The following is a 22,574-nucleotide window of genomic DNA, read 5'->3' as shown; positions in this document are numbered from 1 at the left end:
GGCGGGGGGTCGTCACACGGTCGGTCAGTAGTGCGGCAGGGTGACGAAGCCCAGCTCGGCGGCCGAGGCGAGGTGCGGGTTCTTCGGGAGCACCCGCACGGTGTAGCCGAACGGGCCGGAGGTCGCCAGCGACACGGTGCCCTCGAAGCGGTGCCGGCCGGCCTCGTAGGTCTCCCCCAGCGCGAGCGACGAGACGGTCGTGTCGACCAGGTCGTCCTCGTGCCGGATCCGGCCGTGGATCACCTGGACGTCGACGTCGTCCGGCGAGAGCGACCCGAGGGACACGAAGGCGCGCACCTCGAGCTTGTCGCCGATCTCCGGGGCGTCGGAGATCCCGCTGCTCTCGACGTGGTCGATGCCCACGCCGGACCAGCCGGTGCGGACGTGGTGCTTCCAGTCCGCGAGCTGCTGCGCACCGGCGTAGTCGCCGTTCAGCGTCCGGGAGCTCTGCGCCGAGGGGCTGTAGAGCTTCATGACGTAGTCGCGCACCATCCGGTCGGCGAGCACCTTGGGGCCGAGGGACTTCAGCGTGTGCCGGACCATCTCGATCCAGCGGACCGGCGTACCCTCCTCGTCCTCGTCGTAGAACCGCGGCGCGACCTCGTTCTCGATCAGGTCGTAGAGCGCGGTGGCCTCGATGTCGTCGCGGTGGTCGGGGTCGTCGACGCCGTCGGCGGACGGGATCGACCAGCCGTTGTTGCCGTCGTACCACTCGTCCCACCACCCGTCGAGGATGGAGAGGTTCAGGCCGCCGTTCAGGGCCGCCTTCATGCCGGACGTGCCGCAGGCCTCGTAGGGGCGCAGCGGGTTGTTCAGCCAGACGTCGCAGCCCGGGTACAGCGGCTGCGCCATCGCGATGTCGTAGTTCGGCAGGAACACGATGCGGTGCCGGACCTCGGGGTCGTCGGCGAAGCGCACCATCTCCTGGATCAGCTTCTTGCCGCCCTCGTCGGCCGGGTGCGACTTGCCGGCGATGACCAGCTGCACCGGGCGCTCCGGGTGCAGCAGCAGACGCTTGAGCCGGTCGGGGTCGCGCAGCATCAGCGTGAGCCGCTTGTACGACGGCACGCGACGGGCGAACCCGATGGTGAGGACGTTCGCGTCGAGCGCCGAGTCGATCCACTTGACCTCGGCCGGCGCGGCGCCGCGCTGCTTCCAGGACTTCCGCATCCGGGAGCGCGCGTCGTCGACGAGCCGCTGGCGGAGGATCCGCTTGGTGTCCCAGATCTCCTTGCCGGGGACCTTGTCCACGACGTCGAAGACCAGGTGCGGGTCGTCCGCGTCGGGGTCCGGGCCGGGCCGCACGCCGTGGCTGCGCGCCAGGTCGAAGATCTCGCGGGCCACCCAGGTGGGCGCGTGCACGCCGTTGGTGATCGAGGTGATCGGGCGCTCCTCGGCGTCGAACTGCGGCCAGAGCCCGCCGAACATGCCGCGGCTGACCACCCCGTGCAGCTGGGAGACGCCGTTGGCGCGCTGCGAGAGCCGGAACCCCATCACCGCCATGTTGAACATGGCCGGGTCGCCACCGTCGTACTGCTCGGCGCCGAGGGCCAGGATCCGGTCGACCGGGACGCCCGGGCAGGCGTTGTCGCCGCCGAAGTACTGCGCGACCAGGTCGAGCGGGAAGCGGTCGATGCCGGCCGGGACCGGCGTGTGCGTGGTGAACACCGTGCCGGCGCGGGAGACCTCGAGGGCGGCGTCGAAGGACAGGCCGGCGTCCTCGGTGAGCTCGCGGATCCGCTCGAGGCCGAGGAAGCCGGCGTGGCCCTCGTTGGTGTGGAAGACCTCGGGGGCGGTGGCGCCGGTGATCCGGGAGAAGGCGCGGATCGCGCGCACGCCGCCGATGCCGAGCAGCATCTCCTGGCGCAGGCGGTGCTCGGTGTTGCCGCCGTACAGGCGGTCGGTGACGGTGCGGATGACCTCGCTGTTCTCCTCCACGTCGGAGTCGAGCAGCAGCAGCGGGACGCGGCCGACCTGGGCCACCCAGATGCGGGCGGTCAGCGACTCCTCCGAGGGCAGGCCGATCTCGATCTTCGCGACCGAGCCGTCCTCCTCGCGCAGCAGCGACAGCGGCAGGCCGTCGGGGTCGAGGACCGGGTAGGTCTCCTGCTGCCAGCCGTCGCGGGACAGCGACTGGCGGAAGTAGCCGTGCCGGTAGAGCAGACCGACGCCGATGATCGGGACGCCGAGGTCGCTCGCGGTCTTGAGGTGGTCGCCGGCCAGGATGCCGAGACCGCCGGAGTACTGCGGCAGCACCGCGGTGATGCCGAACTCCGGGGAGAAGTAGCCGATGGAGGCCGGCAGCGGCGTCTCGCTCGAGGCGCTGCGCTGGTACCACCGCTCACCGGTCATGTACCGCTCGAGGTCGGACCGGGCCGCCGCGAGCTGCCCGAGGAACTCCGCGTCGCCGGCCAACTGGTCCAGACGGGCCAGGGGTACGGCGCCCAGGAAGCGCACCGGGTCGTGACCCGAGGCCTCCCACGCCGAGGCGTCGACGGACGCGAAGAGATCCTGGGTCTCGGGGTGCCAGGACCAGCGCAGGTTGCCTGCGAGCTCACCGAGCGCCTCGAGCGGCTGGGGCAGGACAGGACGGACGGTGAACCGACGGATTGCTCTCACGCGGAGCACCCTAATGCAGAAGGACTTGAACGATCCAATATTCGCGTGTTCGTGACGACGCGCGTGGGTTTCGGCAGGTCGTATGCACGGTATGTTCGGGCCATGGTCGGACGTATCCCCGTCATGCACGTGACACCCGTCGTCGAAGGCGGCCGCTACCCGGTGAAGGCTGCCGTCGGCGAGCCGCTGCCCGTCAGCGCGGTCATCTTCCGGGAGGGGCACGACGAGCTGAACGCCGATCTCGTCGTCACCGACCCGGCGGGCCGACGGCGCCCCGAGGTGCGGATGCACCGGGACCCCGAGAAGCCGGACCTGTGGCACGGCTCCTTCCACGCCCGACGAGATGGGCCCCTGGACCTTCGTCATCGAGTCCTGGAGCGACCCGGTCGCCACCTGGCGGCACAACTCCGAGATCAAGATCCCGGCCGGCATCGACGTCGAGCTGATGTTCACCGAGGGCGTGCTGCTGCTGGAGCGGCTGGAGAAGTCGCTCCCTAAGCGCTCCCCCGGCCGCCGTACGGTCGCGGACGCGGTCAAGGCCGTCACGGACACCAGCCGTCCCGACCCGGTCCGGTACGCCGCGGCCGTCTCCCCCGCGATCGACGCGCTGCTCGCCGACTTCCCGCTGCGCGACCTGGTCACCACCGAGGGCCCCTACCCGTTCTTCGCCGACCGGGAGCGGGCGCTGTTCAGCGCCTGGTACGAGTTCTTCCCCCGCTCGGAGGGCGCCTACGTCGACGCGACGACCGGCAAGACCGTCCCCGGCACGCTGCGCACCGCAGCCAAGCGGCTGGACGCGGTCGCCGAGATGGGCTTCGACATCATCTACCTGCCCCCGATCCACCCGATCGGCCGGCTGAACCGCAAGGGCGCGAACAACACGCTCACGCCCGGACCCGACGACCCGGGCTCACCCTGGGCGATCGGCTCCGCCGAGGGCGGCCACGACACCATCCACCCCGAGCTCGGCACCTTCGAGGACCTCGACGCGTTCGTCGCGCGGGCCCACGAGCTCGGCCTCGAGGTCGCGCTCGACCTCGCGCTCCAGGCGGCCCCGGACCACCCGTGGGTCAGCAAGCACCCCGAGTGGTTCACCACCCGGGCCGACGGCTCGATCGCCTACGCCGAGAACCCGCCGAAGAAGTACCAGGACATCTACCCGGTCAACTTCGACAACGACCCCGAGGGCATCTACGCCGAGGTGCTGCGCATCGTCCGGCTGTGGATGTCGCACGGCGTCCGGGTGTTCCGGGTGGACAACCCGCACACCAAGCCGGTGCAGTTCTGGGAGTGGCTGATGAGCCAGGTCCGCGCCACCGACCCCGACGTGCTGTTCCTGGCCGAGGCGTTCACCAAGCCCGCGATGATGGAGGCGCTCGGCACGGTGGGCTTCCACCAGTCCTACTGCTACTTCACCTGGCGCAACACGAAGTGGGAGATCGAGGAGTACTTCAAGGAGGTCTCCCACGAGACCAGCCACGTGCTCCGCCCGAGCTTCTGGGTGAACACCCCCGACATCCTGCCCTTCTTCCTGCAGTACGGCGGGCCCGCGGCGTTCAAGATCCGCGCGGTCCTCGCCGCGACCGGCTCCCCGAGCTGGGGCGTCTACGCCGGCTTCGAGCTCTTCGAGCACGTCGCGCTGCAGCCGGGCAAGGAGGAGTACCTCGACTCGGAGAAGTTCCAGATCCGGATCCGGGACTGGGACGCCGCCGACCGCACCGGGCACACCCTCAAGCCGTACCTCACCCGGCTCAACGAGATCCGCCGGGCGCACCCCGCCCTCCAGCAGCTGCGGGACCTGACCGTCCACTCCGCCGACGACGACTCCACCGTCGTGTTCAGCAAGACCGCCGGCGACGACACCGTCATCGTGGTCGTCAACGTCGACCCGCACGGCACCCGCGAGACCACGGTGCACCTGGACATGCCGGCTCTCGGGATGGACTGGAACGACCAGTTCGTCGTGCACGACGAGATCACCGGGGAGTCCTGGACCTGGGGAGAACGCAACTACGTCCGGCTCGATCCCTACGTCGAACCCGCCCACGTCCTGATCGTCCGGAGGCACCACCAGTGACCCAGCAGTACTCGACCGAGCCCAGCGGCCTGCCCGAGAACCAGCCCGACTGGTTCAAGACGGCGGTCTTCTACGAGGTGCTGGTCCGCTCCTTCAAGGACAGCAACGGCGACGGGGTCGGCGACTTCAAGGGCCTGATCGAGAAGCTCGACTACCTCGAGTGGCTGGGCGTCGACTGCCTCTGGATCCCGCCGTTCTTCTCCTCGCCGCTGCGCGACGGCGGTTACGACGTCTCGGACTACACCAACATCCTTCCCGAGATCGGCACCGTCGAGGACTTCCACACCTTCCTCGACGCCGCGCACTCGCGCGGCATCCGGGTGATCATCGACTTCGTCATGAACCACACCTCGGACGCGCACCCGTGGTTCCAGGCCAGCCGCGAGGACCCCGAGGGTCCCTACGGCGACTTCTACGTCTGGTCCGACACCGACGACAAGTACGAGGACGCCCGGATCATCTTCGTGGACACCGAGCCCTCGAACTGGACCTGGGACCCGGTCCGCCAGCAGTACTTCTGGCACCGGTTCTTCTCCCACCAGCCGGACCTGAACTTCGACAACCCGGCCGTGCACGACGCGATCATCGAGGCGGTGTCGTTCTGGTTCGACATGGGCCTGGACGGCTTCCGGCTCGACGCGGTGCCCTACCTCTACGAGCGCGAGGGCACCAACGGCGAGAACCTCAAGGAGACGCACGACTTCCTCAAGAAGGTGCGCCGCTTCGTCGACGAGAAGTACCCGGGCAAGATCCTGCTGGCCGAGGCCAACCAGTGGCCCAGCGACGTGGTGGACTACTTCGGGGAGTTCGAGTCGGGTGGCGACGAGTGCCACATGTGCTTCCACTTCCCCGTCATGCCGCGCATCTTCATGGCGGTCCGCCGCGAGTCGCGCTTCCCGATCTCGGAGATCCTCGAGCAGACCCCGGCGATCCCGTCCGGCTGCCAGTGGGGCATCTTCCTGCGCAACCACGACGAGCTGACGCTCGAGATGGTCGCCGACGAGGACCGCGACTACATGTGGGGCGAGTACGCCAAGGACCCGCGGATGAAGGCCAACATCGGCATCCGCCGCCGGCTGGCCCCGCTGCTGGACAACGACGTCAACACGATGGAGCTGTTCACCGCGCTGCTGCTCTCGCTGCCCGGCTCGCCCGTGCTCTACTACGGCGACGAGATCGGGATGGGCGACAACATCTGGCTCGGCGACCGCGACGGCGTGCGCACCCCGATGCAGTGGACGCCGGACCGCAACGCCGGCTTCTCGGTCGCCACCCCGGGCCGCCTGCACCTGCCCCCGATTCAGGACCCGGTCTTCGGGTACCAGCGCGTCAATGTGGAGACCGAGCTCGAGAACGCGTCGTCGTTGCTGCACTGGACGCGCCGGATGATCCACACGCGCAAGAAGCACCCGGCCTTCGGCCTCGGCACGTTCACCGACCTCGGCGGCTCCAACCCGAGCGTGCTGAGCTACGTGCGCGAGTACGTCGCCGAGGACGGCAGCACGGACACCGTGCTGTGCATCAACAACCTCTCGCGCTTCCCGCAGCCGGTCGAGCTGGACCTGCGCCGCTTCGAGGGGGTGGCCCCCATCGAGCTGCTCGGCGGGGTCCGGTTCCCGGAGATCGGCGAGCTGCCGTACCTCCTGACCCTGGGGGCCTACGGCTTCTACTGGTTCCGCCTCCCGCACCGCGAGGTGCCGAACGTGACCGCACCCCCGACGGAGATGGAGCGCGCGTGACGCCCGATGCCCTGACCGCAGTGGCCGACTACCTCGCGACCGCCCGCTGGTTCGCCGGCAAGGGTCGCGACCTGACCGTGCTCGGCGCGACCCGGGTCGGCAGCCTCGGTGAGCTGGGCACGTTCCCGGTCGTCCGCATCGAGCTCGTCGACGTGGAGTACGGCGGTGCCGAGCCGCACGAGCGCGAGACCTACCAGGTCCCGCTCGCCTACTACGACGAGCCGCAGCAGCGCATCGAGCACGCGCTCGTCGGCACCTGGACCGACCCGGACCTCGGGCGCGTCGTGGTGTACGACGCGGTGCACGACCGGCAGGCCACCGGGCTCTACCTGCGGGCCTTCGACGCGGCCGGGGGCGGCGAGGCGACGTACGGCCAGCTGACGTTCCACCGGCTGCCCGGGCACGACCTGGACCTGGAGACGCACTCGACGCTGTTCTCCGGCGAGCAGAGCAACTCCTCGGTCGCCTTCGGCGAGGACTCGCTGATGAAGGTGTTCCGCAAGGTCAACACCGGCCGCAACCCCGACATCGTCATTCACCGCGCCCTCACCGAGCAGGGCAGCGACCACGTGGCCGCCCTCTACGGCTGGCTCGAGCTGACCAGCCCGGACGCCGACCCGGACGCCGACCCGGTCCAGCTCGCGATGCTGCAGCAGTTCCTGCGGACCGCGAGCGACGGCTGGGACCTGGCGCTGGCCAGCGTGCGCGACCTGTTCGCCGAGGCCGACCTGCACGCCGACGAGGTCGGCGGCGACTTCGCGGGCGAGGCCGCCCGGCTCGGCCTGGCCACCGCGCAGGTCCACGACGTGCTGGCCGAGCAGTTCCCCACCGAGCGGTGGGGCGCCGACGACCTGACCGCGCTCTCGGACGCGATGCTGACCCGCCTCGAGGTGGCGCTGGCGATCGTCCCGGAGCTCGCCCAGCACGCCGACGCGCTCCGGCGCACCTTCGCCGACGTCGCGACCCTCGGCACGTCGGGGCAGACCGCCACCGCCCAGCGGGTGCACGGCGACTTCCACCTCGGCCAGACGCTGCGCACCGTCAGGGGCTGGAAGATCGTGGACTTCGAGGGCGAGCCGGCCAAGTCGCTCGCCGAGCGGATCCGTCCCGACCTGGTGTGGCGCGACGTGGCCGGGATGCTCCGGTCCTTCGACTACGCGGCGCACGCCGTGGAGGCCGACGTCCAGGCCGACAGCGCGGAGGCCAACCAGATCGCGTTCCGCGCCACCGAGTGGGCCGACCGCAACACCGCCGCGTTCCTGCGGGGGTACGTCGAGAACAGCGGGCGCACCTCAGACGGCCGGCTCTCCCCCGAGCAGGACCTGATCCTGCGGGCGTACATCGCCGACAAGGCCGTCTACGAGGCGGTCTACGAAGCGCGCAACCGCCCCACCTGGCTCCCCATCCCTCTCGGGGCCATCGCCAGGATCACCCAGACCCAGGAGGCGAACGACGCATGAGCACGGTCCTCCCGCTCGACCGCACGATCCTCGACCAGGTGGTCGAGGGACGTCACGGCAACCCGCACCAGGTCCTCGGCGCGCACCCGCACGACGGGGCGGTCACGATCCGCGCGTTCCGGCCGCTGGCCGAGTCCGTGGTCGTCGTGCACGGCAGCTCCCGCACCCCCCTGACCCACGAGTACGGCGGGATCTGGGCCGGCGTGGTCGACGTACCCGAGGTCCCGGACTACCGGCTCGAGGTCTCCTACGCCGGCGCCGCGGCGCACACCACCGACGACGCCTACCGCTACCTCCCCACGCTCGGCGAGGTCGACCTGCACCTGATCAACGAGGGTCGCCACGAGCAGCTGTGGGACGTGCTCGGCTCGCACGTGCGCACCTACGACGGCCCGACGGGACCGGTCACCGGCACCTCGTTCGCGGTGTGGGCGCCGCACGCGAAGGGCGTCCGCATCAAGGGCGACTTCAACAGCTGGGACGGCCGCGAGCACCCGATGCGGCAGCTCGGCATCTCCGGCGTGTGGGAGCTGTTCGTCCCCGACGTCGGCTCCGGCACGCACTACAAGTACGTCGTCCTCGGCGCCGACGACCAGTGGCGCGAGAAGGCCGACCCCATGGCGTTCCACGCCGAGGTCCCGCCGGCCACCTCCTCGGTCGTCTTCGACTCGTCCTACACGTGGGGCGACGACGACTGGATGACCGCCCGCACCGAGGGCGGCGCCCACGAGAAGCCGATGTCCACCTACGAGGTGCACCTGGCCTCGTGGCGGCGCGGCCGGTCCTACGCCGAGCTCGCCGACGAGCTGGTCCCGTACCTCCAGGAGACCGGCTTCACCCACGTCGAGCTGATGCCGGTGATGCAGCACCCGTTCGGCGGGTCCTGGGGCTACCACGTCACGTCCTACTTCGCCGCGGACTCCCGCTTCGGCGACCCCGACGGGCTGCGGCTGCTGATCGACCGGCTGCACCAGGCCGGCATCGGCGTCATCCTCGACTGGGTGCCCGGGCACTTCGCCACCGACGAGTGGGCGCTGGCCCGCTTCGACGGCACCCCGCTCTACGAGGACCCGAACCCGCAGCGCGGCTGGCACAAGGAGTGGGGCTCCCACATCTTCAACTTCGGCCGCAAGGAGGTCCGCAACTTCCTGGTCGCCAACGCGCTCTACTGGCTCGAGGAGTTCCACGCGGACGGCCTGCGGGTCGACGGCGTGGCCTCGATGCTCTACCTCGACTACTCCCGCGAGCCGGGCCAGTGGACGCCCAACGTGTACGGCGGCCGCGAGAACCTCGAGGCAGTCGCGTTCCTGCAGGAGATGAACGCCACCGCCTACAAGCGCGTGCCCGGCGCCATCACCATCGCGGAGGAGTCCACGTCCTGGCCGGGCGTCACCCGCGCGACCCACCTCGGCGGGCTCGGCTTCGGCTTCAAGTGGAACATGGGCTGGATGCACGACAGCCTCGGCTACGTGCAGAACGACCCGATCCACCGGCAGTACCACCACGGCCAGCTGACGTTCTCCCTGGTCTACGCCTACTCCGAGAACTACGTGCTGCCGATCAGCCACGACGAGGTCGTGCACGGCAAGGGCTCGCTGCTGCGCAAGATGCCGGGCGACCGGTGGCAGCAGCTCGCCAACCTGCGCACCTACCTCGCCTACATGTGGGCGCACCCGGGCAAGCAGCTGCTGTTCATGGGCAGCGAGTTCGGCCAGGAGTCGGAGTGGGCCGAGAGCCGCGAGCTGGACTGGTGGCTGCTCGACAACGCCGACCACCGCGGCGTGCACTCCCTGGTGCGCGACATGAACCAGATCTACAAGGACAGCTCGGCGCTCTGGTCGCTGGACACCGAGGGCTCCGGGTTCTCCTGGATCGACGCCAACGACTCCAGCAACAACGTGCTGAGCTTCATCCGGTTCCCCAAGGACCCGGCCGACTCCCCGCTGGTGTGCGTCGCGAACTTCTCCGCCGTACCCCACCACGACTACCGGCTCGGGCTCCCCGCCGGCGGCACGTGGACCGAGCTGCTGAACACCGACGCGGACGCGTACGCCGGGTCGGGCGTCGGGAACCTCGGCGTGGTCAAGGCCGACCAGGGCGAGCACCACGGCCAGCCCGCGTCGGCATCGGTCACCCTGCCGCCGCTGGCCACGCTCTGGCTGCGACCCTCCTGACCGTAGGCTGGACGGATGAGTGAGCACGGGCCACAGCCGACGCTGACCGACGGCGTCGTGGTGCTCCGACCGTGGCGCGACGAGGACGTCGCGACCGCGGTCGCCGGCCACGACGAGGAGATCGCGCGCTGGTTCGGCTGGCCGGTCGACGCGATCACCCACGAGCGGCACCGGCAGGCCGTCGAGGCCTGGCGGGCGGCGTACGACGCCGGGCGCACCCGGGTGAGCTTCGTCGTCGAGCACGCCGGCACGGTGGTCGGCAGCGTCGAGGTGCGCCGGGTCGCCGACGGCGTCGGCTCGCTGTCCTGGACGCTGTACGCCGGTGCGCGCGGCCAGGGCTTCGCGACCCGGGCCGTCCGGCTGCTCGTCGACTACGCCGTCGAGGCGCTCGGGCTGCAGCGCGTCGAGGCCGAGGTCGACCCCCGCAACGAGAGGTCGCTGCGCGTCGCGACCCGGGCCGGCCTGCGGCGCGAGGGCGTCAAGCGGATCGCCCCGGGGATGGCCGACCGCGCCGACGCCACCGCCGTGGTGGTGCTGGCCCGGCTCGCGTCCGACCCGCCGACCACCGAGCCGACCGGGTTTCGGGCCCTGCTGAACTCCTTCCTCCCCCGCAAGCGGGCGATCGCCCAGATGCTGGTGCGGGACACCGACGGCCGGGTGCTGCTGTGCCGGCTGACCTACAAGAACGACTGGGACCTCCCCGGCGGGGTCGTCGAGGTGGCGGAGTCGCCGCAGGAGGCGGTCTCCCGCGAGGTCGAGGAGGAGCTCGGTCTGCAGCTGAAGGCCGGTCCCCTGCTGCTGACCGACTGGCTGCCGCCCTGGGGTGGCTGGGACGACGCGCTCTGCCTCGTGTTCGACGGCGGCGTAACCGACGCCTCGGTGCTCGACGACGCGGTCTACCAGGCCCGGGAGATCCGGTCCGCGCAGTTCTGCACGCTCGAGGAGATCCGCGAGCAGTGCGCCGACTTCACGGCCCGCCGCATCGAGGCCGCACTGCGCACCCTCGACGGTGGCGGCACGGCGTACACCGAGTCCGGCCGGTCCTGACCCGAGAACCGCTCAGCCGGCGTGCCCGAAGTCGGCGTGGATGACGGTGTCGCTGGGGTAGACCTCGATCTCCGGGTCGGAGGCGGTGGCGCTGCCGGCGGGGTGACCGGGTGTGGTGACCTGCCGGGTGCCGGTGTGGTCGACGAGGTAGACCTGGCCGTGGGGGTCGCGCCAGAGCAGGATCCCGTCGAAGGGCTGGCGCAGCACCCACCTGCCGTGCGTCTTGACCCGGTGCGCGAACCGGCCCAGGGGGGCGAGGTTCCCGGTCCGGGTCGCGCCGGGACCCTCGGACGCCGTCCAGGCCCGGGTGTGGTCGGCGTCCACGCGGCGGCTGGTGGTGGAGGAGTAGGGGAAGCCGTCGGCCGGGCTGCGCAGCCGGACCGCCTCGCGGAGCCGGTCGGGGAGCTCGTAGGCGTCGGCGGGTGCCTGGTGGGCCAGGTCGATGACCGGGCGCAGGTCGTAGGCGTGCGGGGGTCTCAGGTGCTCGTGCACGAAGGCGTAGGTGACCGGTCCCTCGCCCTCCCAGCGCACCACCCCGTCCCGTCCGGCGGTGAGGTCCTCGACGGACAGGTGCAGGTACATCGTCAACGACGGCAGCAGCTGCGACCAGTCGAACCCGAACCGCGGCACCGGTGGGTCATCGGTGCGAGAGGTGAGCCAAGGCGGCAGCCGCCGCGGCTCGAACCCGACCCGCCGCGCGAACGCGTCCATCCGATCCAGCACCCCGTCCTCCGGCTGGTCGAGCCCGTCGAGAACACTCCCGGACCCGCCACCATGGTCGGGCGGTTCGGGCAGCTCTACGTCCAGCTCTACGTCCAGCTCTATGTCGCCACACCGCGCGCGCAGCGCGGCGAAGGCGGCGAGCAGCTCCACGGCGCGGACCGGGTTGGCCATCAGCACCAGCGCCTTGACCCGGCGCGGGTCCTCGGGGTCGCGGTCCCCGAACGCGGCCAGCGCGTCCGCCAGGAACGCCACGGTCGCCTCCAGCCGGGCGATCACCCCGACCGTGGAGCGGACGTAGTAACCGGCGGTGCCGTGCTCGCTGGACCGGGTGCGCTTCGCGAACTGATGAGCGGCCCGCTCGGCCTCCCGGGCCGCGGCAGCCTCGGGGTCGGCGGCCACGACCTTCCCGGCCAGCCGGGTCTCGAACCGGCCCCAGGGCAGCGACCCGTCCACGAACGGGGCCATCGCCGCGTCCACCACCGCGGCGGCCTGCACCGAGAGGTGCCGGGTGCGGGCCGCGACCAGCCGGGCGTTCCCGACCCTCGCCTCGCGGGCCACCACCCGGGCCCAGATCGCCGGCAGCCGGTGCCGCACGTCGAGGGCGTCCGCGACGTACCGTCGCGCCGACCAGGGACCCATCTGCATCCGCGCACCGAGCTCGACGTAGGCGAACTCCGCGACCCGCGGGGTGCCCGCCCCACCGACCTGCACCGCACGCTCCATCCCCGCGAGCACCCGACGACTGACCGGCAACGCGTCACCGGCGTGCTGGTCGGCGAATGCCGCGGCCAGCTCGAACAGGCCGGCCTCCGCGTCCGCCCGGACCGCGTGCAGACGCGACACCGCATCGAGGGTGTCGAGAACACCCTCGGGGGAGATTGCCGTTGCCTGCATGAGGAAACTCTCCCAGGCAGCACCGACAGCTTCGGCTCGAAACAGGGCCCGGCGACAGCATGTGGACAAACAATTCTCGACCCGTCTGCCGGGACGGAGTGGTCTCGGCAGGCTCGACCAACCACCGTGGACGAGTGGGCTGGACCGGCCGGGGCTGGTCAGAGTCAGGGGGTGATGCGGGCGAGCCAGCGACGGGTCGCGCGGGGCGAGCGGAGCCGGACGACCGCGAGGTGCTGGTTCTCCGGCCGGGCGAACAGGAGCGGGTACTCGCGCCGCTGCCCCCGGTGCGAGCGCAGCGCGGTGAGCACGCCCTTGGCGGCGGAGAGCATCTGCCGCGGCACCGACCGGGCAGCATCACCGGACGGGGAGACGGCGTCGCCGCTCGCCGCCTCGGCCTTGATCTTCGAGGTCCGCCACAGCGCCCGCTTGCCGAGCCGCCACAGCGACACGACCACCGGGTAGTCGAGCCAGACGACCGTGTCGGCACGCGGCCAGACGAGGTCCCGCACCGCCTTCTTGTTGCCGTCGGTCACCCACCGCTCCCCCGCGATCGCCGCGCTGGTCCGCTCGCGCAGCAGCGGGAGCGGCGCGGTGCTGAAGCCCGGCCCGAAGTACAGCGAGTCCAGCTCCACGTGCGGTACGTCGACCCGGCCGGCCAGCTCGCGCGCGAGGGTGGTCTTGCCCGAACCCGTCCGACCGAGGATCAGGATCCGGTGGCAGTCCTGCAGCGTCGTGGCGGGGTCACGGCCGGTCATCGGAACACCTCGTCACGGGGGGAGCGCCTGTCAGTTGGCGAGAATCTAACCCATCCGGACGGTCGCCTCGGCACGGTCGCGCACGTTGAGCAGCATCTTCGCGACGTCGCCGAGCTCCAGCGCGAGCGACAGGACGATCCGCGGGGGGACCCGGCGGGGTCGTGGCAGCGTCAGAACAGCGCGGACGCGAGTCCCTGCCGGCCCTTGAGGACACGGGGGTCGTCGTTGCCGACGGCGGCGAACAGCCCCAGCAGGTGCTGGCGGGCCAGGTCGCGCTCGTCCCCGGAGGTACGACGCACCAGGTCGATCAGCCGCACGAAGGCGTCCTCGACGTGCCCCCCCGAGCATGTCCAGGTCGGCGACCAGCGTCTGGGCGTCGACGTCGTCGCGGCGCTCGGCGGCGGCCGCCCGGGCGGTGGCAGGGTCGACGTCCTGGGTGCGCTGGAGCAGCTTCGCCATCGACAGCCCACCGGCGGCCTCGGTGTCGGCGGGGTTGGCGTCGACGAGCTTCTGGTACTCCGCGACGGCGCCGTCGAGGTCACCGGCGGCGAGCGCGTCCTGGGCCGGGAGGTAGCGCGGGTCGACGTACTCCTCGTCCTCGGCGACGGCCGGGTCGACCGGGGCGGACTGCGGCTGGTGCCGGCCGGTGACGCCCTGGGTGGCCATCTGCTCGAGCACCTGGGTGATCAGCGCCCGGAGCTCCTCGAGCGGCGGCGCGTCCTGCAGCAGCGGCATCATCCGGCCCTGCACGACCAGCGCGACCAGCGGGATGGAGGGGACCTGCAGCGCCTGCGCGAGCTGCGGGGAGGTGTCGACGTCCACCTTGCCGAGCAGGAACCGGCCCTCGAACTCGTCGGCCAGCACCTCGAGGTCGCGGACCATCTGGACGCTCTCGGGAGCCTGCGCCGCGGAGTACACCGCGAGCATCACCGGCGCCGTCATCGACGACTCGAGCTGGGCCTGGATGTTCTGCTCGTCGAGGTCGACCGAGTAGGACCCGACCGCCCCGCCGGCCGCGGGACGGCCCCCGGCCCCCGGCGCACCGGCCGGCGGCTGCGCGGGACGCTTCAGCGCGGAGAGGTCGACGGCACCGGGACGTGAGAACGGCTGCTGTGTCATGACGCCTATCTTGCTAGAAGCGGGCCGGCTCGCGGTACTCGCCCCACTCGGCGCGCAGCGCGTCGCAGATCTCGCCGAGCGTCGCCTCGACGCGGCAGGCCTCGAGCATCGCCGGGATCATGTTCTCCTCGGTGCGCGAGACCTCCAGCATCTTGGCGATCGCGGCGTCGATGACGGCCTGGTCGCGGTCGCCCTTGCGGGCCGCCAGCTCGCGGACCTGGTCGATCTCGACCTCGTGGGAGACCCGGAGGATCTCGAGGTCGTGGGTGACCGACTCCTTGTGGCAGTTCACGCCGACGATCCGCTTCTCGCCCTTCTCCAGCGCGACCTGGTAGGCGAAGGCGGCCTCGGCCGTCTCCGACATGAACCAGCCGTCCTCGATGCCGCGCAGGATGCCCTTGGTCATCGGCCAGGCGCTGGCGGTGCGGGCCTGGTGGGTGGCGCTCTCCCGGACCTGCTCGGCGAGCGTCGCGTGGTCCTTCGCCGACGTGGTCGAGCCGCCCATCGAGAGGATCTTGTCGAAGATCTCGTAGGCCTCGGCCTCGATCTTGTCGGTCAGCGCCTCGACGTACCAGGAGCCGCCGAGCGGGTCCGCGACGTTGACGACGCCGGTCTCCTCCATGATCACCTGCTGGGTGCGCAGCGCGATCTCGGCGGCCTGCTCCGACGGCAGCGCGAGGGTCTCGTCGAGGGCGTTGGTGTGCAGCGAGTTGGTGCCGCCGAGCACCGCGGCGAGCGCCTCGATGCCGGTGCGGACCACGTTGTTGTAGGGCTGCTGGGCGGTCAGCGAGACGCCGGCCGTCTGGGTGTGGAAGCGCAGCCACTGCGCCTTGTCGGTCTTCGCGCCGTAGACGTCGCGCATCCAGGTCGCCCAGATCCGGCGGGCCGCGCGGAACTTCGCGATCTCTTCGAAGAAGTCCACGTGGCTGTCGAAGAAGAACGACAGGCCCGGTGCGAAGTCGTCGACGTCCATGCCGCGCGACAGCCCGAGCTCGACGTACCCGAAGCCGTCGGCGAGCGTGAAGGCGAGCTCCTGCGCGGCCGTGGAGCCGGCCTCGCGGATGTGGTAGCCCGAGACGGAGAGCGGCTTGTAGGCCGGGATCTTCTCGGCGCAGTACTCCATCAGGTCGCCGATCAGGCGCAGGTGCGGCTCGGGGCCGAACAGCCACTCCTTCTGGGCGATGTACTCCTTGAAGATGTCGGTCTGCAGGGTGCCGTTGAGCGCGCCGGTGTCGATGCCCTGCCGCTCGGCGGACACGAGCATCATGCAGAACACGGGTACGGCGGGGCCGCTGATCGTCATCGACGTGGTCACGTCGGCCAGCGGGATGCCGCCGAACAGGATGTCCATGTCGGCGGCGGTGTCGATCGCGACGCCGCAGTGGCCGACCTCGCCGAGCGCCTTGGGGTCGTCGGAGTCGCGGCCCATCAGCGTGGGCATGTCGAACGCCACCGAGAGCCCGCCGCCGCCGCGGTTCAGGATCATCTTGTAGCGCTCGTTGGTCTGCTGGGCGTTCCCGAAGCCCGCGAACTGGCGGATCGTCCAGGTGCGGCCGCGGTAGCCGGTGGCGTAGAGGCCGCGGGTGAACGGGAACTCGCCCGGCCACTCCCCCGAGCCGTCGGCCGGTCCGTAGGCGGGCTCGACCTCGAGCCCGGAGACGGTCGTGAAGTCCGCCTCCCGGACCCGCGACTTCGCGTAGCGCTGCTCCCAGCGCTCACGGGCGGACGCGGTGGTGTCGGACATGGAACCTCCCAGAAGTGGACTTCCCCTAGATAGTAGGACGTCCAACTAAGTTGGTCGAGCCGGACTAGAAGTCGCCGGCCGCCTCGCGCACCGGCCGCAGCAGGGCCGAGAGCTGCCGCAGGTCGTCGGCCGGCACGTCGGCCAGGGCGAACCGGGCGGTGACCAGGTCGGCGGTGGCGGCCTCGACGACCGCCCGCCCCGCATCGGTGATCTCCGCGAGCACCGCCCGGCCGTCCTGCGGGTGCCGGCGACGTACGACGTGGCCGGCCGCCTCGAGCCGGTCGACGATGGAGGTCACGGAGGTCGGGTGCACCTGGAGCCGCTCGCCCATCTTGCCCAGCGGCAGCGACCCGGCCCGGGAGAACGTCAGCAGCACCAGCGCCTCGTAGCGCGCGAACGACAGTCCGTGGGGGCGCAGGATCTCGTCGAGCTGCGCGAGCACCAGCTGCTGCACGCGCATCAGGGACGTGACGGCGTGCATCTGGTCGACGGCCTCCCAGCGCAGCCCCCACTGGCGAGCAGCCTCGTCGATCGGGTCGAACGCCAGCTTCTTGCGGCTCATGTGCGCACCCTAGTGCCGGCTCAGCCCTGCTCGGCCCAGCGCAGCGTGCTCGGACGGCCCCGCCGCGTGGTCCGCCGCGACACCAGCAGCGCGATCAGCGTGGCCAGCACGAACAGCGCGGCCGCCACCCCGGCGACCACTGCCCACGGCGTCGCGTACACCGGCGCGGGCTCGTGCACGCCGGCGGTGCCCAGGGAGATCGACGGCAGCACGAGCAGCAGGGAGAGGTACGCCGACAGCACGCCGAGCAGCACCGCCACGCCGAGCAGGACGACGTACTCCAGGACGGAGGCCCGCACGAGCACCCGGCGGGAGACACCGACCACCCGCAGGGCGGCCACCTCGTAGGACCGCCAGCGGGACTGCAGCACCGCCGAGGCGAAGACGCCGAAGACCGCGATCAGCAGGGTGGCCGCACCGACCACCAGGAACAGCCGCAGGCCCAGGCTGAACGCGTCGGTCCGCAGGTCGTGCAGGGTGGCCGCGAGGCTGCGCGGATCGGTCAGCGGGACGCCGGCCGCGCGCACCCGGTCGAGCACCGCGGCGGGCGTGCCCGCGGCGACGAGCAGCTGGGTGGTGACCACCGCGCCCGACGGCGGCTCGAACTCCACGAGCGCGGTCGGCAGGTCCGCCAGGGAGCCCTCGGTGCCGACGAGCGGGAGCGTGCTGACCCGGTCGACGACCCGCATCGGCACCGGCTGGCCGTTCAGGGAGACGCCGGCGACCGTGGACGCCGGGTAGGCCAGCGCGATCCCGGACCCGCGCTGCGCCGCGGACGTGGTGCGGGTGTCCCGGGTGACCAGCGCCGGCACGACGTCGGGCGTGCCCACGGGGGTGATCCGGGCGAAGCCGCTGACCTGGGCGCTCTGCGCCCCGTCCGCGTCCGGAAGCCGGCCGAGGTAGAGCTGCAGGCGCAGCCCGCTCGTCCCGGCGCTCAGCACCACCGGCGGGTCCACCAGCGAGACCGGGAAGGGCCGGGCCGGTCGCCACGAGTCGGGGTCGAGGTGCCAGGAGGCGAGACGGTGGTCGACCTCGACCGACCGGATCGTCAGCTCGCCCTGGACGTCGCTGACCGAGACGTTGCTGCCGGTGACGTAGACCTGCTCGAGGACGCACTCCCGCGTGCAGCCCTCGAGCCGCGCCTCCAGCACCTGGTGCGGTCCGTTGCGGAGCTCGCCGACCGTCAGGTCGCGCTGCTCGCCGCGCCCGTCGACGTAGTGGACCCGCAGGCTCGACCGGACGCCGGTCCGGGAGCGCAGCGACACGTCGGCGAGGTCGACCAGCAGGTCCGTGCCCGAGAACGTCACCGGCCGGCCGGTGGGCACGAGGTCGCGCTGCAGGGACGCGAGCGACCGGTCGGACCAGGCGTCGTCCCAGGCCACCACGCGGGCCAGCCGGGCGGTGTCCACGAAGACGCTGCGGCTCAGGTCGTCCCCGACGGTGTTGGTGGCCGCGGCCGCGAGGTAGCGCCCGTCCGGGTCCACCTCGTGGGTGACCCGGAGCAGCCGGCCGGGGGTCGCGGAGGTGACGAAGGTGCGGGCGGCCCCCACCTCGGCCTCGGCCCGGGCCACCCGCCAGGCGTCCGACGCCGACGCCGTCGAGGCCGCGAAGGTCAGCACCGCGGCCGCGAGCAGCAGCGGGACCATCAGGTTCGCCACGTCCGGACGCCGGCCCAGCCGGCGCGACGCCAGGTAGGCCGCGGTGCCTCCGGCGGCCGCCGTACGCCGGACCCACGACCGGGCCAGCACGCGCAGCAACGCCGCTCCCCCGACGGCGACCGCGAGCGCGACGAACATCGGGGTGAGCAGCGCGAGCAGCTGGCTGGACTGGTCGCCGGAGGCCAGCAGGTTGCCGACCGCGGCCAGGGCCACCGCGACGACCGCGCTGCGCAGCACGAGCGAGGACCGGGTGGCGGGGCGCGCCCGCACCGAGGCGGCCAGCGAGGCGGCGAGCGGCTCGCGGACCACCGCCAGCGCGGCCGTGGTGGACGCGGCCAGGGCGGCCAGCACCACCAGCGCGAGGGCGGCCCAGGTGACGGTGTCGAGCGCGACCGGGATGCCGGGGTGCAGCCACGCGCGGGCCGTCAGGTGCGCCGCGGCCACCGCGACGCCCACGCCCACCGGGACCGCGGCCGCCACGACCAGGAACGGCTCGGACAGCGCGAAGCGGAGCACCTGACCGCGGCTCTGGCCGCGCAGCTTGGCCAGCGCGACGTGCGGCCGGCGGGTCTGCGCGGCGGTCGACACCAGAGCGAACAGCAGCAGCAGGGTCAGCAGCACGAGCGGCGCCAGCGCGGCCACCATCACCCGGGACAGCGCGGTGCGCTCGGCGCGCACCCGGTCGAACACCGAGGCCACGTCCAGGTCGGCCAGCAGGTCGGTCTGCGAGCCGGCGGCGGCGTCGATCGCCGCCCCCTTGAAGTCCCGGGCGGCCTGCTCGGTCGCGTCCATCGTGCCCAGGTCGACCGCTGCGGTGTCGACCGGCCGGTCGACGCCCGCGCGGAAGGTCTGGGAGGTCATCGAGACCGGCGCGACCAGCAGCGCCGGAGCCGTGGGGGCTCCACCGCTGCCGCTCTGCGGCGGCACGACCAGGTCGTCGAGCCCGGTGAAGCGGGACAGGTCGAACCAGGCGGGCGAGGCCGGGTCGGCGATCCGGTAGGTGCCCACGATCCGGTAGGAGACGGTCCGCGGCCGCTGGGCCTCGACCCCGCCGGGTGCGCCCGCGCCCCGGCGCAGGTAGGTGTCGGAGTAGGTCACGTCGAACGTGTCGCCGGCGGCCAGGCCGAGCGTGCGGGCCATCGTCGCCTGCACCAGCGCCTCGCCGGCGGCCGACGGGCAGCGGCCCTGCACCTCGGCGAGCTCGCACATGCCCCGGCGCCAGTAGGCCGGGGCGACGTACCGCTGGTCGCCGCGGTCGAACTGCCCGCCCGGGTCCAGGGCCCACGCGGTCCCCGCCGACCAGAAGCGGGCCACGCCGGGACCGCGGAACGGCGCGGACGCCTCGGCCACCAGGTCGTCGACCGTCGGCGCCCGGAAGGCCGCTGGGTCCTCGCGCGGGACGTCGGTGCCGTCCTGCGCCGGGACGGAGTAGGTCAGCCCCAGCGTGTACGGCGCCCGCTCGTCGAGCCGCGTGTCGAGGAGGTGCTCGGCCGACTCGCGGGCGTACATCGGACCCAGCACCGCGGCGACCACCGCGATCACGCAGACGGCCAGGCTGGTGGCGTTCATCCCGCGCCGGGTCCACAGCCCGGCCAGCAGCATCCTCACGCGCGCTCGCCCTGCTCGTCGAGCGGCCGGAGCACCACGCCGTCGGCGGTCTCCTCGAACTGCACCAGCGTGCCCGCGGGGAACCGGCGCGCGAGGTCGTCGGGGATGTGCACGGCACCGTCCTCGTCGACCACCCCGAAGTCGAAGCCGTGCCGGCCCTCGGAGCCGATCCGGCCGTTGCGGATGGTGATGCTGCGGGGCATCCGCGCGGCGACCTCGGGGTCGTGGGTGACCAGCACGACGGTGGTGCCGAACTCCCGGTTGACCACGTGCACCAGCTCGACCATCGCGTCGCGGTCGTCGTGGCTCAGCTGCGACGTCGGCTCGTCGGCGAGCAGCAGGCCGGCGCCCGAGGAGATGGCGGAGGCGAAGGCCACCCGCTGGCGCTCGCCGCCGGACATCGCGGCCAGCGGACGGCCGGCCAGGCCGCCCAGGCCGAGCCGGTCGAGCAGCTCGGCGGGACCGGGCAGCCGGCGCCGCGCCGCCGCCCCGAGCGCCCGGCGGGCGAACTCCACGTTCTCCTCCGGGCTGGCGTAGGGCAGCAGGTTGCGGCCGGCGCCCTGGAGCAGCGAGGCGACCGTGCCGGAGCGCAGCCGGCCCAGCTCGGCCTCACGGATCCGGGAGATGTCCCGCCCGTCGACCAGCACCTTCCCGGCCGAGGGCCGCAGCACCCCGCCGAACAGGCTGAGCAGCGTGGACTTCCCGGACCCGGACGGCCCGAGCAGGGCGACCTCCTCCCCCGGCCGGATGTCGAGGTCCACCCCGCGCAGCGCGACGACGTCGTGCCCGCCCGCGGTGGTGTAGATCTGCACCACGTTGACGCAGCGCACCGCCACGCCGCCCATCGGCCGCTCACTCATCCGGGCCGCCGGAACAGGTCGTGCGCGTGCTCGGGCCCGTCCTCGACGGTGAGCACCGTCCGGACCGGGTGCCCCCCGGCCCGCCCGTCCACGAGGTGCAGCTCGTCGTCGCACCGGTCGGCGACCTCGGGGTCGTGGGTGGCGACCACCACGACCGCGCCGCGGTCCGCCTCCGCGCGGAGCTCGGCGACCACCAGGTCGCGGTTGACCTCGTCGAGCTCGCTGGTCGGCTCGTCGGCGAGCAGCACCTCCGGCTGCGCGCCCAGGGCCCGGGCCACGGCCACCCGCTGGAGCTGCCCCCCGGAGAGCTCGGTGACCAGCCGCTCGGCGAGGTCGCCGACGCCGACCCGGTCCAGGGCCGCGCGCGCCCGGGCGTTGGCCTCGTCGGGGGCGACGGCGCGCGCCCGCAGCGCCACCGCGACGTTCTCCTCCGCGGTCAGGCTGGGCACCAGGCCGTAGGTCTGCAGGACGAGCGCGGTGCCGCGGCGCGGCTCACCGTCGCGGGTGCCGACCTCCTGGTCGCCGTAGGCCACGGTGCCGCTGTCGGGGCGGAGCAGGCCGCCGAGGACCGCGAGCAGGGTGGTCTTGCCCGACCCGCTGGAGCCGGTGACCGCGAGCAGCCGGCCCGGCCGGGCCCGCAACGTCACCCCGGCCAGCAGCGGTCCGTGCGGGCCGGTCACCCCGACCCCGTCCGTCCACAGCTCCCCCCGCGTCCACGACGCCGGACCTTATCGCCTGTGGTGGTCGGGGCGGGGACCGCGCAGGCCGGAGGCCTGCACGTGCCGCTGGATCACCAGGTCGCGCTCGAGGGGCTTGGGGACGTAGCGGATGTCGCGCAGGCCCTGCTCCTGGGCCGCGGACTCGAAGGTGAAGTGGCCGTAGCCGAGCAGCAGCCCGAGGAACGGCTGGTCGACGGTGATGTCGAGGATCCGGGACAGCGGCGTGGTGGCGTGCTTGCTGGAGAGCACCCCGGTCACCCGGAACACCCGCATGTTGGTGACCACGAAGACGTCCATGAACTGCAGCAGCGCGCGCCAGCCGGCGTGGCCGAGCAGTGCGGCGATCACCACCAGCAGCAGCCAGCCGACCTGGACCGAGGAGACCAGGAACAGGTAGAACACCGCCGCGGCCAGGACCAGCTCGACCGCCGGGACGGTGTAGACGACCCGGTGGTGGTGCACCTCGTCGACGATGTCCTCGTGGACGTCGACGTCGCGCAGCAGGCGTCGCCGGACCCGGGCGTCACGGACGCTGCGCAGCCACCCCAGCACCGTGGGGCGCCTAGTGGAACAGCGCGCTGATGAAGGCGATGACGGCGTTGAACGCGTCCTCCACGACACCGCCGGCGCCCTTGACGACCTCGGCCGCGGCCTGCGGCTGGGTGAGGAGGTAGAACAGCGCGAACGCGATGACGACGCCGCCCAGCAGCTTCTTCATCCCTGTGCTCCGTCCGATCTGTGGCCCCGTGCGTGGTGGTCGGCCCCCGGGCGCACGGCAGTGCACACAGGAACGCACCATTCGTAGCAAAGTCCGGG

General features: G+C 72.3%; 15 protein-coding genes and 1 pseudogene. 5 read left to right on the top strand and 11 right to left on the bottom strand.

Annotated features, from left to right (window positions below):
* Nucleotides 1-24: 24 nt before the first annotated feature.
* A complete protein-coding gene (glgP, locus tag KRR39_RS03820; protein WP_216940816.1) occupies nt 25-2,619 on the bottom strand; it encodes an alpha-glucan family phosphorylase in 2,595 nt (864 codons plus the stop codon).
* Between the two features lie 102 nt (nt 2,620-2,721).
* Here glgP and KRR39_RS03815 point away from each other — a divergent pair.
* From KRR39_RS03815 to KRR39_RS03795, 5 genes and pseudogenes are all read left to right on the top strand, one after another.
* A pseudogene (locus KRR39_RS03815) lies at nt 2,722-4,696 on the top strand (alpha-1,4-glucan--maltose-1-phosphate maltosyltransferase).
* On the top strand, nt 4,693-6,435 hold the full coding sequence (gene treS / locus KRR39_RS03810) for a maltose alpha-D-glucosyltransferase (RefSeq protein ID WP_254185495.1): 1,743 nt from the start codon (nt 4,693-4,695) through the stop codon (nt 6,433-6,435). The pseudogene KRR39_RS03815 and the gene treS overlap by 4 nt, the downstream one beginning before the upstream one ends.
* Nucleotides 6,432-7,895, top strand: a complete 1,464-nt coding sequence (locus KRR39_RS03805; RefSeq protein WP_216940814.1) for a maltokinase N-terminal cap-like domain-containing protein — start codon at nt 6,432-6,434, stop codon at nt 7,893-7,895. The genes treS and KRR39_RS03805 overlap by 4 nt, the downstream gene beginning before the upstream one ends.
* The gene (glgB, locus tag KRR39_RS03800; RefSeq protein WP_216940813.1) at nt 7,892-10,069 is read left to right on the top strand and encodes a 1,4-alpha-glucan branching protein GlgB; all 2,178 of its coding nucleotides are present in this window, start codon (nt 7,892-7,894) and stop codon (nt 10,067-10,069) included. The genes KRR39_RS03805 and glgB overlap by 4 nt, the downstream gene beginning before the upstream one ends.
* A 15-nt stretch (nt 10,070-10,084) precedes the next feature.
* Nucleotides 10,085-11,116, top strand: a complete 1,032-nt coding sequence (locus KRR39_RS03795) for an NUDIX hydrolase (RefSeq protein WP_216940812.1) — start codon at nt 10,085-10,087, stop codon at nt 11,114-11,116.
* A gap of 12 nt (nt 11,117-11,128) precedes the next feature.
* Here the strand turns inward: KRR39_RS03795 and KRR39_RS03790 are convergent, their stop codons facing one another.
* The 10 genes from KRR39_RS03790 to KRR39_RS03745 all read right to left on the bottom strand — a co-directional run bounded on the left by KRR39_RS03790 (nt 11,129) and on the right by KRR39_RS03745 (nt 22,476).
* Nucleotides 11,129-12,733 carry a hypothetical protein gene (locus KRR39_RS03790; protein WP_216940811.1) on the bottom strand — a complete coding sequence of 535 codons (1,605 nt, stop codon included), beginning with the start codon at nt 12,731-12,733 and terminating at the stop codon, nt 11,129-11,131.
* Between the two features lie 164 nt (nt 12,734-12,897).
* Nucleotides 12,898-13,488, bottom strand: coding sequence for a P-loop NTPase family protein (locus KRR39_RS03785; protein WP_216940810.1), 591 nt, complete (start codon nt 13,486-13,488; stop codon nt 12,898-12,900).
* 170 nt (nt 13,489-13,658) lie between these two features.
* Complete coding sequence (locus KRR39_RS24295) at nt 13,659-13,787, bottom strand: tetratricopeptide repeat protein (protein WP_254185815.1); 129 nt, start codon at nt 13,785-13,787, stop codon at nt 13,659-13,661.
* Between the two features lie 833 nt (nt 13,788-14,620).
* Nucleotides 14,621-16,351, bottom strand: coding sequence for a coenzyme B12-dependent isobutyryl-CoA mutase large subunit (gene icmA, locus KRR39_RS03775; protein WP_216940809.1), 1,731 nt, complete (start codon nt 16,349-16,351; stop codon nt 14,621-14,623).
* A 64-nt stretch (nt 16,352-16,415) separates the two neighbouring features.
* Nucleotides 16,416-16,913, bottom strand: a complete 498-nt coding sequence (locus KRR39_RS03770) for a MarR family winged helix-turn-helix transcriptional regulator (protein ID WP_216940808.1) — start codon at nt 16,911-16,913, stop codon at nt 16,416-16,418.
* Between the two features lie 20 nt (nt 16,914-16,933).
* On the bottom strand, nt 16,934-20,173 hold the full coding sequence (locus tag KRR39_RS03765; protein WP_367303779.1) for an FtsX-like permease family protein: 3,240 nt from the start codon (nt 20,171-20,173) through the stop codon (nt 16,934-16,936).
* A 2-nt stretch (nt 20,174-20,175) separates the two neighbouring features.
* Nucleotides 20,176-21,039 carry an ABC transporter ATP-binding protein gene (locus tag KRR39_RS03760; protein WP_254185494.1) on the bottom strand — a complete coding sequence of 288 codons (864 nt, stop codon included), beginning with the start codon at nt 21,037-21,039 and terminating at the stop codon, nt 20,176-20,178.
* Complete coding sequence (locus KRR39_RS03755) at nt 21,036-21,719, bottom strand: ABC transporter ATP-binding protein (RefSeq protein WP_254185493.1); 684 nt, start codon at nt 21,717-21,719, stop codon at nt 21,036-21,038. Before KRR39_RS03755 ends, KRR39_RS03760 begins: the two co-directional genes overlap by 4 nt.
* 48 nt (nt 21,720-21,767) lie before the next feature.
* Complete coding sequence (locus tag KRR39_RS03750; RefSeq protein ID WP_254185492.1) at nt 21,768-22,310, bottom strand: PH domain-containing protein; 543 nt, start codon at nt 22,308-22,310, stop codon at nt 21,768-21,770.
* 10 nt (nt 22,311-22,320) lie between these two features.
* The gene (locus KRR39_RS03745) at nt 22,321-22,476 is read right to left on the bottom strand and encodes a hypothetical protein (protein WP_216940806.1); all 156 of its coding nucleotides are present in this window, start codon (nt 22,474-22,476) and stop codon (nt 22,321-22,323) included.
* Nucleotides 22,477-22,574: the final 98 nt, after the last annotated feature.

The organism is Nocardioides panacis (assembly GCF_019039255.1).
Taxonomy (GTDB): domain Bacteria; phylum Actinomycetota; class Actinomycetes; order Propionibacteriales; family Nocardioidaceae; genus Nocardioides_B; species Nocardioides_B panacis.
This window is presented reverse-complemented; position numbering and strand designations above follow the sequence as displayed.